The following is a 14,405-nucleotide window of genomic DNA, read 5'->3' as shown; positions in this document are numbered from 1 at the left end:
AGCCGGTGGAACCGGCGCGGCCCGCGCCCCGGACGAAGGCCCGCCGGCAGTCGGCGGCCCCGGTGAAGTCCCTTCCCGCTCCCGGGCGTTCGTACGACATGGCTCCCCTGTGCAGGGCGGCCGAGGGCACGGTGTCACCGGCCGTCGTGGCCCTCTGCCGCTGAATTGGCTGGATCCGCCCGCCGCCGGATACCTACAGTGACGGCGGACCCTGTCGTCGAACCGGAGCGGATCATGCGCACCCACTATCCCCGAACGCCCCATCTGCCCTGGTCACCCGGGGCTTCGGCGGACGACGTCCGGTCGCTCGGACTGGCGGGGCTGACCGGACGCGAGGTCGTGGTCACCGAGAAGCTCGACGGGGAGAACACCACCCTGTACACGGACGGGCTGCACGCCCGCTCGCTCGACTCCGGGCACCATCCCTCCCGGGCCTGGGTCAAGGGCCTCCAGGGGCGGATCGGCCCCGGCATCCCCGCCGGGTGGCGGGTGTGCGGGGAGAACCTCTACGCCCGGCACTCGATCCCGTACGAGGACCTGGACAGCTGGTTCTACGGCTTCTCGGTGTGGGACGGGGAGCAGTGCCTGGACTGGGACCGGACCGTACGGTTCCTGCGGGGTCTCGGGGTGCCCGTTCCACGGGTGCTGTGGCGCGGCACCTTCGACGAGCGGGCGCTGCGCAGGCTCAGGCTCGACACCGCCCGGCAGGAGGGTTACGTCGTGCGGACCGCCGCCGGTTTCTCCCGGGCGGACTTCGGCCGGTGCGTGGCCAAGTGGGTGCGGGTCGGGCACGTGCAGACCGACACGCACTGGATGTACGCGGAGGTCGTACCCAACGGGCTCGGTCCGGCAGCCCCGTTGTGGGCGGTGCGCTCGGGTGCCGAGCCCGATGCAGCGGCCCTGTCCGCCGCCGTCGGCATGGACGGATCCACGGCCACGGACACGACCGCGACCGCGACCGCGACCACCGGAGCCGAAACCGACACCGACGTGGTCGCCGAGGTCACCGCCCGGATCGACGCCTCGGGGCGGACCGGCGACCACCGGCTGGCCGGAGTGCTCGCCGCCGTGCTGCGCCGGGCCCCGCGTGCCCGGACAGCCGCGCGGCTCGCGGCCGGTCCGGCCGGGATGCCGCTCGCGCGGCGGGTCGGCGACCTGCTGGGCCTGTACCCGTACCTCCAGCGGCCGTTCTCCGACGCGGACCGGCGGGCCGGACTCGTACGGATGGCCGCGGCGGCCGATCTCGGGGTGCTGCACGCGCTCGCCGGGGCGCTGGCCGAAGGGCCGCAGGCGCGGGAGTGCGTGGAGTGGTCCGCGCTGTGGGCCGAGGAGGCGGGGCTGCTGGGCGGCCCGGATCCGCTGGAGGCCCTGCGGACCGCGCTGCGGGAGCCCCTCGCCGGGCTGGGCGCGGCTGCGGCCGACCGCTGCTGGGCGGAGGCCCGGCGGGCGTTCGCGGACGGCAGGATCTCCGGTTCCGTGGTGGAGGAGGCGGTGGCGGCGACGTGGCAGTGGCGTGACGGATCGTTTCCCCGGCTGGTGCAGCTGTGCGGCCCCTCGGGCAGCGGGAAGAGCACCTTCGGGCGCGGCCTGCCCGGTGTGGACGCGTACGTCTCGCTCGACGACCTGCGCAGCGCCCGGGGTTCGCGCACGGACCAGCGGGCCAACGCCGAGGTGCTGAGCGCGGGCCTGGACCGGCTCGACGCCGCCCTGGCGCGCGGCGGGACGGTGGTGTGGGACGCCACGTCGCTCACCGACCAGCAGCGCGGGCTGGCCGGTTCGGTGGCGCGCCGGCGCGACGCGCTGGTCACCCATGCCGTGGTGCTGGTCGAGGAGGCGGAGCTGGTGCGCCGCAACGGGGTGCGCCCGCATCCGGTGCCGCCGCAGGTGCTGACCTCGCAGCTGCACCGGTTCAGCCCGCCGTACGCGGGCCGGGCGCACCGTACGTGGTACGTCGGCGCCGGCGGGCGGGTGGAGGACACGGCGGGCACGCTCGCGCCCGGCCCGTCCACGTTCACGTTCACGGCGGGTGGAGGCACCGATGCGCACCAGTGAGCAGCTCTACCACCAGGTCCGCTGGGACCCCCGGTTCGATCCGGCGCGGTTCGTGCTCGGCCTGCTCCAGCGCGGTGCGGCTCCCAAGCGGGTCCCGCTGCCCTCCTTCGTGCCCGGCGGGGACATCCCCTGGCACCGGGTGCTGTTCGTCGAGGCCGACGGCGAGCTGGTGTGGGACCGGGCGACCGGCGTGGACCTGATCGACGTGACCGCGGCGGGCCGGGTCCACGATCCACGGCTGCTGCGGGCCCCCTTCTTCACCGCCCGCACCCCGTACGCGTGGGATCCCTCGGGCGGCGGCGCGTGGCGTCCCGCGCGGACGGCTCCCGCGGACGCCGCGGCGGCACCGTCCTCGGTGCGGCTGCTGACCTGGAACACGCTCTGGGACCGCTATGACGCCCCGCGGATCGCCACCGCGCGGCGCAGACCGCTCCTGCTGGACGATCTGGCCGTCGCGGACGCCGACGTCATCGCGCTCCAGGAGGTGGAGCCGGAGCTGCTCGGCATGCTGCTGGCGGCGCCGTGGGTGCGGGCCGGGTACACCCTCGGCACGGACCCCGGCGGCCGGGACGTCTCCGCGTGCGGGCTGCTGCTCCTGAGCCGGCTGCCGGTGCGGGAGGCGGGCCTGCACATGTTCCGCCCGCACAAGGCGGTGACCGCCGTGACGGTGGACACCGCGGCCGGGCCGCTGGTCGTCGCCGGCACCCACCTGACCAGCGACCACACCGAGAACGGGCACGAGCGGCGGGAGGCCGAACTGGCCCGCCTCGCGGAGGGCCTGGGCGGCGTCGAGGCTGGCGTGGTCCTGCTGGGCGACTTCAACGACGGTCGCCACGGGGCCGAGGGGCCGGCGCCCTCGCTCGGTATGCGCGACGCCTGGAGCGAGGTGCACGGGGCGGCCGACACGACACCGACCTTCGACCCGGCGGCCAATCCGCTGGCCGCGGTCGGTTCGCTGACGGGCCGCGCCGGCCGGCTGGACCGGATCCTGCTGGGCTCCACCCCGGCCCGGGTGACCCGGGCGGCGTTGCGCGGCGACTCCCCCGCCCCCGACGGACTGTTCGTCTCCGACCACTTCGGGGTGGAGGCCACGGTGGAGTTCGGGGCGCACGGCGAGGCGCCGGCCCGGCTCGACGTGCCGGCGACGGTGCGGACCGCGGTGGCGTGGCTGCCGCCGGGCCTGCCGGACGCGGTGGGTGAGGTGCGCCGGGAGCACGACCCGGCGGCCGGCCGCTGGCCCGCGCACGTGAACCTGCTCTTCGGCTTCGTACCGGAGTCCTCCTTCGCCGAGGCCGTCCCGCTGCTGGCCGAAGTGGCCGCGGGGACCGCTGCGTTCGAGGCCCGGCTGGAGGGTGTGCACAGTTTTGGGCACCGTGAGGAGGCCACCGTCTGGCTGGATCCGGCGGCCGGCGGCGAGGCGCCGTGGCAGGAGCTCCGGCGGGCGCTGACGAACCGGTTCCCCGGCTGCCGGGGGCGTTCGGGCGGGATCGGGGGCTACACCCCGCATCTGACGCTCGGGCGCAGCCGCGACCCGCAGCGGGCCGTCGCGGAAATCGCGGCGCGCCTCGGCGGGGCTCTGTCCGCGCGGGTCGGGGAACTGGCCGTGCTCTCGCGGCGCGGGGACGGACCGATGCGGGTCCGGGCGACGGTGGCGCTGGGCACGGGCGAGGTGCGCTGGGCTCCGGAGCCCCTTCCGGAAGCCCGGCCGGAGCCCGGGAACGATCGGGCCGAGACGGTCACCGCACGCGTCGAGGCGGCGCTGCCCGGTGCGCGGGTGCACGTCGCCGGCTCCCGCCGGATGGGCTGCGCCCTGCCGGGCGCCGACCTGGACCTGGTGGCGGCGCTGCCGGGAGCGGCCGACGTCGCCCGGGTGCGCGAGCAGGTGGCGGCCGCGCTGCCGCAGGCCCGGGGGCTGCGCGAGGTGGTGGGGGCCCGGGTGCCGGGGCTGCGCTTCCGTGTCGGGTCACTGTCCGTGGACCTGGTGGTGGTCTCCGCCGGCGAGCTGGATCCGGCGCGTGCGGTGGAGCGGCGGGCGGAGCTGGGCGAGGCGGCCGCCGTCGCGCTGAGCGCGGTGAGCGACGCCGACGCCGTACGGGAGGCGGTGGGGGCGGAGCATGCCGCCTTCGCCGGGCTCGCGCGGCGGGTGAAGGCCTGGGCGCGGGCCCGGGGGCTGGACTCGGCGCCGTTCGGGGGGCTGCCGGGACTGGCCTGGTCGGTCCTCGCGGCGCACACGGTCCGGGAGGCGGGGGCCCTGCCGCCGGACGCCCTCCTGCGGGAGTTCTTCGGGCGGTGGGCGGCCTGGGACTGGCGCGAGCCGGTCGCGTCGCCGGGTCCGGTCACCGCTGCCGCGCCCGGCCCCGGCCCGGATCCGGATCCGGATCCGGATCCGGATCCGGATCCGGTCACGGTCCTCACCCCGTCGGCGCCGGTGCGCAGTTGCACCGCCCAGGTGACACCGGGCCTGCGGGACCTCCTGGTGCAGGAGCTGTACGGGGCGTGGGAGCTGCTGGAGTCGGGGGTCGGGGCGGACGCCCTGGCCGCGGCCGCGCCGCCACCGCACCGCCGGCACGCCGCCTGGGCGGTGGTGACCGTACGGGCGGCCGAGGCGGAGTTCGAGGAGGTACGGGGCCGGGTGCGCGGGCGGTTGCGGGCGCTCCTCGGCGCCTTCGAGGAGGCCGGCGCCACCGGTGCGCACGCCTGGCCCCGCCCCTTCGAGTCCGGTCCGGGCCTCGCCCGGTACGCGATCGGCCTGGGCGCCGTGCCGCCGGACGTGGCGCACCTGGCCGGTCCGGCCGACCGGTGGCGGGCCGGCCTGCGGGGGGTCGAGGTGTCCTGGGCGACAGGTGGTGAGGTGCCGGACCTGGGTACCTGAACCGCGTGCCTCGGCGGGCGGGATCAGACCTCGATGATGATCTTTCCTGGTGTGTGGCCGCCCTGGCTGAGCTCGAAGGCCGCCGCCAGCTCGGCCAGCGGGAAGGTCTTCGCGACCGGCACCTTCAGCTGTCCGCTGTCGGCGAGCCGGCCCAGTTCGGCCAGATCGCTGCCGACGGGGCGGACCCAGATCCATTCGCCGCCGGAGCCGAGCACGCTGGGGTCGGCGATGGAGGCGTGCCGGCCGTCGTCGTGGAGGACCTCGCGGGTGACGCCGCCGACCCCGCCGACGAAGTCCGCGACGACGGTGGGCCCGTCGGGCACGAGGGCACGGACGCGTTCGGCGAGCCCCTCGCCGTATGCGACGGGCTCGGCGCCGAGTTCGCGCACCCGGTCGTGATTGCGGGGGGACGCGGTGCCGATGACGCGGGCGCCCAGCGAGCGGGCGATCTGCACGCCGAAGGAGCCGACGCCGCCCGCGGCGCCGTGGATGAGGACGGTGTCGTCCTTGCCCGTGCCGAGGCGGGTGAGCAGCTGGTAGGCGGTGAGTCCGGCGAGCGGCAGCCCGGCGGCCTCGGCCCAGCTCAGCGAGGCGGGCTTGTGCGCGAGGGCGCGGACGGGCACGGTGACGAACTCGGCGAAGGTCCCGCCGTGCACGTAGTCCTTGCGGGCGTAGGCGATGACCTCGTCGCCTACGGCGTACTCGGGGACGTCGATGCCGACCTTCTCGACCGTGCCGGCGACGTCCCAGCCGGGGACCACCGGGTAGACGACGTCCATGAGGGGGTCCAGCCCGCCCGCCATGATCTTCCAGTCGACGGGGTTGACGGCGGCGCACTTCACCCGGACGAGGACCTCGCCGGGGCCGAGCTTGGGCAGCGGCAGCCGGGTCTCGGAGAGCACCTCCGTCCCGCCGTACGTCTCGTACGCCATCGCCCGCATGGTTTCCTGACCGCTCCGGCCCGACTCGGACATGTACCCGACCTCTCCGTGTGCTGGTGGACCCCGCCCCGGCCCATCCCACCACGCACGCCACGGCCCGGCCGGTCGGACACGACCGACCGGTCAGGCGTACACCGGGAAGGCGGCCTGGAAGGCGAGCCGCCCGTCCGCCCCCTCGGCCATCCGCCCGAGCACCCCGTCGAGGTCCAGGTACGCGGCCCAGCGCTCGGCGCCCGTGGCCTCGGCGAGACGGTCCACCAGGAGGTCCTCCAGGTCCTGGACCCGCTTGCCCTTCCACACCTTGTCGGCGGCGCTGACCAGCAGCTCCTCGATGCTCACGGAGCCCCCGTGCCAGCTCGCGTGGGTGGCGGCGAAGCGGGCCAGGCGGGCCGGGAACCCGTGCGCGAGCAGGAGTTCCCGGCCCGCCGGCTCGTGCGCGGAGCCGGGGCCGCTCAGCTCCGCGGTGTGCACCGCCTTGCCGATGTCGTGCGTGGCCGCCCCGAACAGCACGGCCTCCCGGTCGAACTCCAGGCCGGGGCAGTACCCGGCCAGCCAGTCGGCCAGGTCGTGTGCGACGTCGTGCACGAGCCGCAGGTGCGCGGCCAGCCGGGGCGGGGCGGCGAGCGTGCGCAGCAGTTCGGACACGGCGGGCGGCAGGAGCCGCACGTACGGGTCCCCGGGGGCGTCGAGCGCCCGGCTCAGTGCGTCGGTGGCAGGCATCCGGTCACCCTAGGGGGTGCGCCCGGGCGGTGATCACTCGTACTCCGTGCCGCCCTTGCGGGTCAGGTAGGCCGGGCTGACCGCCTTGGCGATGGCGCGGCCGCCGACGACCGGGCTGTACCGCTCGGCCGCCGGGCGGATGACCACGCCCTCCCGCAGGTGCACGGCCCGCCCGGACACCGTCTCGCGCCCGCTGGCGTGCTCCAGCACCGTGTCCAGGTCGTACGGGCCCTCGTACAGCCTTGGCACCAGCGGGAGTTCGCCGTCGGCGAGGACGGCGGCCGGGTCCAGCCAGCGGATCTGTCCGTCGATCTCGGCGGACACGTCGAAGACGGCGTATCCGGGCGGCGTGTCGGCGGTGCGCACGTCGGTCCCGTACGCCAGGTCCTGGACGCCCGCGCCGTACACCTCGCCGAAGATCCCGATGCGGGTCGCGCCGAGGCGTCCGGCCAGCGCTTCGGCGACGGCGGGCACCCCGTGGCCGCGTACAGCGCGCCAGTAGAGGTTGCGCTCGTCCTCCTTGAGGGCGAGTCCCTTGGCGCCGAAGCCCTTGGAGGAGACGATCGAGCGTCCGCCCTCGACGACGTACGTGAACAGGCTCGCCGTTCCGTGCAGCTTCTCGGTGAGGACCACGCTCTCGCCGACCTCGAAGATGTGCGGATAGCGCTGGAGGTTCTCGATGTCCACCCACGGCATCAGGTCGGCGGCGGCCTCGACGTCGCCGCTCATGGTGGTGGGGATGGGCGGGGCCCATTTGGTGATGCCGAGCAGTTCGGCGAAGTCGGTGCCCTTCTCGGCCGCCTGGACCAGGTCGACGTCGGCGAGGGCTCGGGGCCGGCACACCAGGCCCTGGGAGAGTTCGCCGCGCAGCCGGACGGCCTTGACCCGGTCGGCGTTGCCGCCGGCGAGCCGCCCGGTGAGGCCCAGCTCCTCGATCAACCCGGCGGGCAGTACCGCCTGTTCGGGTATGTAGAGGGCGAAGTCACCGGTGCGGTAGGACCCCTTGGCGATCACCGCCCGGTAGAGGCCCACCTGGGCCAGCTCCAACGCGTCGGCGTTCGGATGGTCGTGGACGGTCAGCTCTTCGGCGGTGACGCGCAAGGTCGACATGGGTTGGCTCCAACGGGTCGTCATGGACGGTACCGGCGGCTGCACTTGCGGACGGCAGGTGGTGCGGCACATCGGTGACGCCACTCTCCGTCCCGGCATTTTCGCTGGTCCAGCGATTATCACGGTGTTAGCCTGCCGCACCGTGCGACGCGAGGGCGCCCGCACGCGCCCGCCCCACGATCCGCGTCCCGCTGGAGGCCCACATGTCACGTCGCCCGGTCACCGTCGTCACCGGCGGCAGCAGGGGCATCGGCGCGGCGACCTGTCTGCGGCTGGCCGCGGACGGACACGACCTGGTGCTGGGCTACGTCCGCGACGAGGCGGCGGCCGAGGCGGTCGCCGCGCGCGTACGGGCTGCCGGGGTCCGCTGCGTGACCGTTCAGGCCGACACGTCCGAGGAATGCGCGGTCGAGCGGCTCTTCGACATCGCCGGCGCCGAACTGGGCACGGTGACGGGCCTGGTCAACAACGCCGGGGTGACGGGGCCGCTGGGCCGGCTCGCCGACGCCCGCACCGAGGATCTGCGCCGGGTGGTCGAGGTCAACCTCCTCGGGTACCTGCTGTGCTGCCGCCGGGCCGCCCGTGACATGGCGGAGTCCGGGGGCGGGGCGATCGTGAACGTCTCCTCGGCGGCGGCGACCCTGGGCAGCCCCGGGGAGTACGTGCACTACGCGGCGACCAAGGCGGCTACCGACGCGCTGACGGTGGGGCTCTCCAAGGAGCTGGGCCCGGACGGGATCCGGGTCAACGCCGTCGCGCCCGGCACCATCGAGACCGGCATGCACGCCGCGATGGGCGACCCCGGCCGCGCGGCCCGTATCGGGGCCGCGACCCCGCTCGGGCGCCCCGGCCGGCCCGAGGACATCGCCGGGGCGATCGCCTGGCTGCTGTCCCCGGACGCCTCGTACACGACGGGCACGGTGCTGCGGGTCGCGGGCGGCCGCTGACCGGGCGGGCGCCCGGCGCCGGCACACCCGCTCACCCCCTACCCCATGGCCGCCTGGGTGTTCGGGCCGTAGACGCCCTGGGGGTCGCCCTTGATGGACCGGTCGCGCTGGAGCTGGCCGACACCGCGCTTGGTCTGGCCGTCGTAGACGCCGGTGACGGAGACATAGGTGAAGCCCTGCCCTTGGAGCAGCTCCTGCAGGGCCCGCACCTCGGGCCCGCTGTCGCCCATGCGCAGGGTCACGTACCCGCTCGACGGCCGTACGGCCGCGCCGGCCGCGGTGGACGGCTTCGCCGCCGGGCTCGTCGTCGTGGCCGACGCCCCGGTGGCCGAGGCGGACGGTGCCGCGGACCGGGCGGACGCCGTGGGGTCGGGGGATTCGTCACCGCCGCCCGGGCCGCCCGGAAGTGCCGGCACGGTCAGGTCGGCCGGCGCCTCGGCCCGGGGCGGCTGCGGGTCGGGGCCGGTCAGCAGGAGCACAAGGCCGCCCACGGCCGCGAGCCCGAGTACGGCGCCCACGGCCAGCGGGAGGCGGCTGCGGCGGGCCGCGCCCGCGGAATGCCTGGCATGGCGGGCGGCGGCCGCGGGAGGGCTGGTGGGCCCGGGCACCGGTGCCGGAACTCCGTCGTCCGGGCGGTGCCCCTGGCCGCCCGCAAAACCGCCCGCGAAACCGTCTGCGGGGTCGCCCGCGGGATCGTCCGCGGGGTCGGGGAAGGCGTACGGCCCGGACTGCGGCCAGGCGGGAGCCTCCGCGCGGGCCGGCGGGCCCGAGGGGGCGACGTACGGGCGTACGAACAGGGCGTCGTCGTGGGCGAGCCCGTTCTCTTCAGGATCCTGGGACATGGCTGTCTCCCGGCGGGGTCGGGGTCCGGCGCGGCGGTGCGGTGCCGGCCCCCGTCCGGCCGGTCAGGCTCTGCGCAGCCGGGCGGCGGGAGCCTGAGCCGCGCCGCCGCCGTGGGCGCCGGGCGTGCCGAGTGCCGGAGAACCGCCGATCGCGGGCGGGGCGAGCGGCGGGGGGACNTATGGACATCTGAGGTATCTCCGGGGTGCGGCCAGAACTGACGTTCGTGATCGGGCGCACTCTTGCCCTCCGGCACCGGCCGGGTCAAGCCCCATGTCCGATCTGCTCCGGTCCACCCGTTCTGTCGGGCCCGATCCGTCTCGCACACGCCGAAGCCGCCGCCGTCGCCGCCCGGTGTCACCCGGATGCGTGAGGCGGGGAGCGGGCGGCGACGGGCCGTGCGGCAAGGTGGTCGGATGCAGTTACGCCGGGCCCTGCCCCTCTCCCTCGTCGCGCTCCTGGCGAGCGCCGGCTGTGTCTCCGTCGGCCCGCACGACCCGGCTCCGGACCCGGCTCCCGTACGCGGGTCCGTACCGTCGGCCGACACGCCCGAGCGGTCCGCGCCGCCGGCCCTGCCCCTGGGGGAACTGCCCCCGGCCGTCCCGCCCGAGCCGGCCCCGGACACCGCCCGGGAGCCGGTCGCGGATCAGAACCGGGCGCCCGCCGCTACCGCACCCCGCGAGCGGCCGCGCGCGAAGCAGGCGGCGCCGCCCCGGCGGAACCGGCTGCCCGGGTCCGCGACCGCACACCCGCACCGCCGGCCGGCGCCGCCGCCCCGCATGGACGAGCTGTGCGCGGCCGCAGACGGCGTCGTACCGCCGTCCATCGTCGACCTGTGCCTGCGGCAGTACGGCCGCTGAGAACCCCTCAGGGACGGCGGCCGCAGGCGCGGGCGCAGCGCCGGGCCGTGTCGCGGCGGGCGGTGCGCAGCCGGTGCAGGGTGGTGTGGCCGCGACGCTTCCACTCGCCCCGCGGCAGGGCGGCCCGCTGGCCGCCGCCCGCGATGAGGGCGTTGACCGGGGTCATCGGGTCGGCGGCCATGGCCTTGGCGAACAGGACGCCGATCACGAGCGGGACCAGGGCCACGGCGAGGGCCGAGCCGGCGGTGGTCACGTGCTGCACGCGCGGGCGGGCGGGCGCGCTGCTCGGGGCGTCGTAGGTCATGGCCCCATTCGACCAGCGGCGGCGTTCCGGGGAATCGGGGCGGATACTCAGGCCGTCGGGCGTGAGGTACTCAGACGGGCGGGTGGTGGGGTGGTGACGGATCCGGGGCGGGGCTTCGATCCGGCGACCGGGGACGGCGCGGAGGTGCCGGCCGGGCGGCGGGAGGCCGAGCTGCGCACGGCGTACGAGGGGCTGTTGCAGATCCGGCGTCTGGTCAACGGCCCGGCGGGCGCGGGGGTTCCCGCGCCGTGGGAGGTGGCGCGGCCGGCGCGCGCGGTGGCCCTCGTGCTGGAGGCGTCGGGGATCACGCCGTCGGCGGTGGACGCGGAGGGGCGCCGTACGCGGACGGGCTACCGGGTGGCCGCCGCGTCCGGGGCGGAACGGGTGGAGGTGACCTGGGTCGGCCCACCGGGCGGTGGTGCGGCCGGGGAGGAGCAGGAGCGTCTGACGGCCTGCGCGGCCGTGCTGGAGGAACAGGGCTGGGTGTGCCTGCTGTACCGGGGGCCCCGCGGGCGCCGCTTCCTGGAGGTGGAACCCCCGCGCTGACCGTGTCGGCCGGGGCGTAATCCGGTGGCCGGGGGCGGACGCGAAGGTGCGCCGGTCCCCGGTCCGGCCCGTCACGCTCGCCACCGCACGCCTGGACCTGCTCCCGCTGCTGCCGGAGCACGCCGACGAGATGAGTCTCGTCCTCGCCGATCCCGCCCTGCACGCCCTCACCGGGGGCGCCCGGACGTGGCAGAGGGGCGCGGACCGGTGTGGTCCGCGCCCCTCCTGTCCGGCCGGCCGTCAGGTCACGGCGCGCCGAAGGTGAGCGTCAGCTGCGGAGTGCCCTCGCCCGCCTGCGCCTCGGAGGACCACAGCCACAGGGCGTCCGTGCCCGGGCTGGTCAGCGCCAGGCCGAGGCTGCTGCCGAGTGCCGCCGCGACGGATCCCGTGGTCAGCGTGGCGGTGTGCACCGCCGAGCCGTCGGGGATCCCCGGGTAGGCGCCGAGGGCCGGGGCGCCCAGGGATGGGCGGTTGGTGTACGTCGTCCCGCCCTCGCTCCACGCTCCGGTGACCGGGACGACCGAGACGGTGTCCGTCGTACCGGCGCCGCTCATCGTGCTCGTCTTCACCCCGAGCGTGGCCGACTTCAGCACCGTGCCCGCGGGCGCCGCCGGCAGGTCGAAGCGCAGGTAGCTCGCGTAGAACGAGGTGCCTCGGACGGCGAGCGAGGACGAGGTGCCGTAGTTGGTCCCGGGCGCTCCGGCGTTGGCGTAGGTGTCCTCCGCGGCGGTGACCTGGATCACCGAGTCGGCCGGGGCGGTGGCGAGGGCGTAGTGGTTCTGCACCTGCGCGGCGCTCAGGACGGTCGGGTAGACGGCGCTCTCGTCGAGCTGTCCCGCCCAGTACTCGCTCGTCGGGCGGTCGGGCCAGCCGCCGAGGCTGTCGCCGCCGGCGTGCCAGTAGCCGGAGAAGTTCTCGTGCGTGGTGACGGCGAGGGTGCCCTTCTGGACGCCGTCGACGTAGAGGGTCATGCCGCCGGGGCCCTGGGTCGCGACGACGTGGTGCCACGCGTTGTCGTTGTACGCGGTGGCGGTGGTGACGGTACGGGTGGTTCCGGTGTAGACGCCGTAGACCAGCCGCCCACTGTTGGTCATGTAGATGTGCTTGTCGTACTGATTGCTGCCGCGGGTCTGGTTGTTCCCGAAGCCGAAGAGCTTGCCGCCGCGGGTGGTGTTCGTGCGGAACCAGGTCTCGATGCTGTAGGTGCTGCCCACGGTCTGCCGGTGGTCCCCGTACACCTGGGTGTCGGTGCCGTTGAAGCCGATGGCTGTGCCGGCGCCGGAGACCGCGCCGGGCGTCTGCCGCAGGGCGGGGGCGTTCAGGTGCACGCCGGCCCGGTTGCCGCCGGCCGAGGAGTCCGCGACGAAGGGCAGGGCCGACTCGTCGTAGCGCCAGTACTGCGTGGCTCCGTCGGCCCGGACCTGGTTCGGGTATCCGTCCACCGTGGTCGGGACGGTCACGCTCGCCGTGGCGGACAGGGCGCTGGTGTTGCCGGCCGCGTCGGTGGCCGTCACCCGGTAGGTGTACGACTGGCCCGCCGCGACGGTGGTGTCGGTCCAGGAGGCCTGCGGGCGCTTGAAGAAGAGCGAGTCGGCCGTGACCGTGGCGATCGGCGTGGCCGCGCCGTTGCGGTAGATCTTGTAGGTCAGCGCGCTGTCGTCGAGGTCGAGGCTGGTGCGCCAGCGCACCTGGACCTCACCCGGCCTGAAGCTGACCGCGCTCGCCGCGGGCACGGTGGGCGCGCCGGTGTCGCCGGTGGAGGCGAACCGGGTGAGGCTCTGCTGCGCGGCGCCGTTGACGGTGGTGAACTCACCGCCGACCCACAGGTACTCCACTCCGTTCTTCGACCCGACCGTCATCACGCGCGGGCCGATGCCCTCGCCGATGCCGTCGTTGGTGTCGGGGGCCCAGCCGAGCTTTCCGGTGCCCGTGGTGGGCTGGGCGAGCAGGTGGTGACGCTGGCCGTCGGGGAACTCCCCCACGCTGGAGCAGTCGTGGGCGTGCGAGGCGCTGTAGAGGACGTTGTGGTACGGCAGCACGGCCTGGGTGGCGCCGAGGCAGGTGTCGCGCCAGCGCTGGCCGAAGCCGGGGAGGTCGAGCGCGATCCGGCCGTCGAAGACGCCGCCGCCGGTGCCCTCGTTGGCGGTGTAGAAGCCGGTGTCGTCGGTCGCGATGTCCTTGACGACGGAGTTGGTCTCGATGAAGCCGGGGTAGGCCTTGGTGAGCGCGCCGCTCGCCGAATCGACTACGGCCAGCGCGTGGGTGTTCGTACCGTTGACGGTGAAGAAGTCCCCGCCGAGGACGACGTTCTCGCCGTCCGGGGTGACCTCGACGGCGCGTCCGGGCTCGTCGGCGTCGGCGGTGAAGGGCTTGAGCGCCCCGTCGGCGGCGCCGACGGCGGCGAAGCGCTGGCGCGGCTGGCCCGCGACGGTGAGGAAGTCGCCGCCCGCGTAGACCGTGTCGCCGGTGACGGCGAGGGCCCGGACGGTGGCCGCGAAGGCCGGCCGGAAGGCGGTCTTCACCGTACAGCTCGCCACATCGACGGCGGCGAGGCTGGAGACGGCGGTGCCGTTCACCGCGCCGAAGTACCCGCCCGCGTAGAGGGTCGTCTTGTCCGGTGAGAGGGCGAGCGCACGGACCGTCGCGGTGCCGGAGCCCACGGTGAAGGAGAGTTTGCAGGAGGTCGGCGCGCCCGTCGCGGCGTCCAGCGCCACGAAGTTCACGGCCTGCTGTTCGCTGCCGGCGCCGCCCGCGGGCGGGCGGACCGTGGAGAAGGTACCGCCGGCGAAGACCTGTCCGCCGGCCTCGGCGAGGGCCCATACGACGCCGTTGGGCTGCCAGGTGGACAGCGCGTCGGCAGTGAAGGCGACGGGCGGCGTGATGGCGGCCGCCTGCGGGGCGAGGGCGAGACCCAGCCCTGCTCCGGTTGCGGCCAGGGACAGGGCGAGCAGGGCCGCCGCCCCTCGGGATCTGCGCATGAACCCCCCAGTTGAGTGCGCGGTGCGGCCGGAAGGCGCCACTGGCGAGGCATGGCCGGAAACCGCCGAACAGGTGTCCGCGACGATGCTTACGGGCGCACCTTAGATCGGTTCGGCGCTCGGTTCACCCCACTTGGCGCATTCCGGCGCCGAAATCGCGCCAGGGCCGCACCGGTCGGCCGGCGGCAACCCTGGTCCTCCTCGCACTCGCACTTGCACTCGCGGCGGCCGGGCG

Annotated in this window: 11 protein-coding genes and 1 pseudogene; 6 read left to right on the top strand and 6 right to left on the bottom strand. The window is 75.4% G+C overall.

Annotation, left to right across the window (positions count from 1 at the left end; all coding sequences use genetic code 11):
• Positions 1 to 234 precede the first annotated feature (234 nt).
• Both AAT21_RS20070 and AAT21_RS20065 read left to right on the top strand, forming a co-directional pair.
• Entirely contained in the window at positions 235 to 2,052 is a 1,818-nt protein-coding gene (locus tag AAT21_RS20070; RefSeq protein ID WP_046778536.1) for an RNA ligase family protein, read from the top strand.
• Positions 2,039 to 4,924: a poly(A) polymerase gene (locus AAT21_RS20065; RefSeq protein ID WP_046778159.1), complete on the top strand. Its 2,886-nt coding sequence runs from the start codon at positions 2,039 to 2,041 to the stop codon at positions 4,922 to 4,924. Before AAT21_RS20070 ends, AAT21_RS20065 begins: the two co-directional genes overlap by 14 nt.
• Before the next feature lie 23 nt (positions 4,925 to 4,947).
• On the opposite strand, the gene AAT21_RS20060 is transcribed toward AAT21_RS20065, so the two are convergent.
• The 3 genes from AAT21_RS20060 to AAT21_RS20050 all read right to left on the bottom strand — a co-directional run bounded on the left by AAT21_RS20060 (position 4,948) and on the right by AAT21_RS20050 (position 7,695).
• Positions 4,948 to 5,865 carry an NADP-dependent oxidoreductase gene (locus AAT21_RS20060; RefSeq protein WP_046778158.1) on the bottom strand — a complete coding sequence of 306 codons (918 nt, stop codon included), beginning with the start codon at positions 5,863 to 5,865 and terminating at the stop codon, positions 4,948 to 4,950.
• 123 nt (positions 5,866 to 5,988) lie between these two features.
• On the bottom strand, positions 5,989 to 6,585 hold the full coding sequence (locus AAT21_RS20055) for an HD domain-containing protein (RefSeq protein ID WP_046778157.1): 597 nt from the start codon (positions 6,583 to 6,585) through the stop codon (positions 5,989 to 5,991).
• 33 nt (positions 6,586 to 6,618) lie between these two features.
• A complete protein-coding gene (locus tag AAT21_RS20050; RefSeq protein WP_046778156.1) occupies positions 6,619 to 7,695 on the bottom strand; it encodes an RNA ligase (ATP) in 1,077 nt (358 codons plus the stop codon).
• Positions 7,696 to 7,898: 203 nt separating this feature from the next.
• Between AAT21_RS20050 and AAT21_RS20045 the strand changes: the two genes are divergently transcribed.
• Entirely contained in the window at positions 7,899 to 8,642 is a 744-nt protein-coding gene (locus AAT21_RS20045) for an SDR family NAD(P)-dependent oxidoreductase (RefSeq protein ID WP_046778155.1), read from the top strand.
• A 38-nt stretch (positions 8,643 to 8,680) separates the two neighbouring features.
• Here the strand turns inward: AAT21_RS20045 and AAT21_RS38390 are convergent, their stop codons facing one another.
• Positions 8,681 to 9,484 carry a peptidoglycan-binding protein gene (locus AAT21_RS38390; protein ID WP_052757889.1) on the bottom strand — a complete coding sequence of 268 codons (804 nt, stop codon included), beginning with the start codon at positions 9,482 to 9,484 and terminating at the stop codon, positions 8,681 to 8,683.
• 414 nt (positions 9,485 to 9,898) lie between these two features.
• Between AAT21_RS38390 and AAT21_RS34565 the strand changes: the two genes are divergently transcribed.
• Entirely contained in the window at positions 9,899 to 10,342 is a 444-nt protein-coding gene (locus AAT21_RS34565; protein ID WP_052757888.1) for a hypothetical protein, read from the top strand.
• Positions 10,343 to 10,349: 7 nt separating this feature from the next.
• Here AAT21_RS34565 and AAT21_RS20025 read toward each other — a convergent pair whose 3' ends face one another.
• Complete coding sequence (locus AAT21_RS20025; protein WP_046778154.1) at positions 10,350 to 10,646, bottom strand: hypothetical protein; 297 nt, start codon at positions 10,644 to 10,646, stop codon at positions 10,350 to 10,352.
• 90 nt (positions 10,647 to 10,736) lie between these two features.
• Here AAT21_RS20025 and AAT21_RS20020 point away from each other — a divergent pair, with 90 nt between their 5' ends.
• Both AAT21_RS20020 and AAT21_RS39165 read left to right on the top strand, forming a co-directional pair.
• Positions 10,737 to 11,192, top strand: a complete 456-nt coding sequence (locus AAT21_RS20020) for a hypothetical protein (protein ID WP_046778153.1) — start codon at positions 10,737 to 10,739, stop codon at positions 11,190 to 11,192.
• Positions 11,193 to 11,238: 46 nt separating this feature from the next.
• Positions 11,239 to 11,373: pseudogene (locus AAT21_RS39165) on the top strand (GNAT family N-acetyltransferase); the annotation flags it as partial.
• 64 nt (positions 11,374 to 11,437) lie between these two features.
• Here AAT21_RS39165 and AAT21_RS20010 read toward each other — a convergent pair.
• A complete protein-coding gene (locus AAT21_RS20010; RefSeq protein ID WP_046778151.1) occupies positions 11,438 to 14,170 on the bottom strand; it encodes a DNRLRE domain-containing protein in 2,733 nt (910 codons plus the stop codon).
• Positions 14,171 to 14,405: the final 235 nt, after the last annotated feature.

The organism is Streptomyces yangpuensis (genome assembly GCF_001005295.1).
In the GTDB taxonomy this organism is placed as follows: Bacteria; Actinomycetota; Actinomycetes; order Streptomycetales; family Streptomycetaceae; genus Streptomyces; species Streptomyces yangpuensis.
The sequence above is the reverse complement of the archived record's forward strand: the minus strand, read 5'-3'. Positions and strand labels throughout refer to the sequence as shown.

What these genes read in the sequence shown, in the direction of transcription:
- AAT21_RS20065 (WP_046778159.1), top strand. Translation starts at nt 2,039, where the DNA reads ATGCGCACCAGTGAGCAGCTCTACCACCAGGTCCGCTGGGACCCCCGG.
- AAT21_RS20070 (WP_046778536.1), top strand. Translation starts at nt 235, where the DNA reads ATGCGCACCCACTATCCCCGAACGCCCCATCTGCCCTGGTCACCCGGG.
- AAT21_RS20050 (WP_046778156.1), bottom strand. Translation starts at nt 7,695, where the DNA reads ATGTCGACCTTGCGCGTCACCGCCGAAGAGCTGACCGTCCACGACCAT.
- AAT21_RS20010 (WP_046778151.1), bottom strand. Translation starts at nt 14,170, where the DNA reads ATGCGCAGATCCCGAGGGGCGGCGGCCCTGCTCGCCCTGTCCCTGGCC.
- AAT21_RS20025 (WP_046778154.1), bottom strand. Translation starts at nt 10,646, where the DNA reads ATGACCTACGACGCCCCGAGCAGCGCGCCCGCCCGCCCGCGCGTGCAG.
- AAT21_RS38390 (WP_052757889.1), bottom strand. Translation starts at nt 9,484, where the DNA reads ATGTCCCAGGATCCTGAAGAGAACGGGCTCGCCCACGACGACGCCCTG.
- AAT21_RS20045 (WP_046778155.1), top strand. Translation starts at nt 7,899, where the DNA reads ATGTCACGTCGCCCGGTCACCGTCGTCACCGGCGGCAGCAGGGGCATC.
- AAT21_RS34565 (WP_052757888.1), top strand. Translation starts at nt 9,899, where the DNA reads ATGCAGTTACGCCGGGCCCTGCCCCTCTCCCTCGTCGCGCTCCTGGCG.
- AAT21_RS20055 (WP_046778157.1), bottom strand. Translation starts at nt 6,585, where the DNA reads ATGCCTGCCACCGACGCACTGAGCCGGGCGCTCGACGCCCCCGGGGAC.
- AAT21_RS20060 (WP_046778158.1), bottom strand. Translation starts at nt 5,865, where the DNA reads ATGCGGGCGATGGCGTACGAGACGTACGGCGGGACGGAGGTGCTCTCC.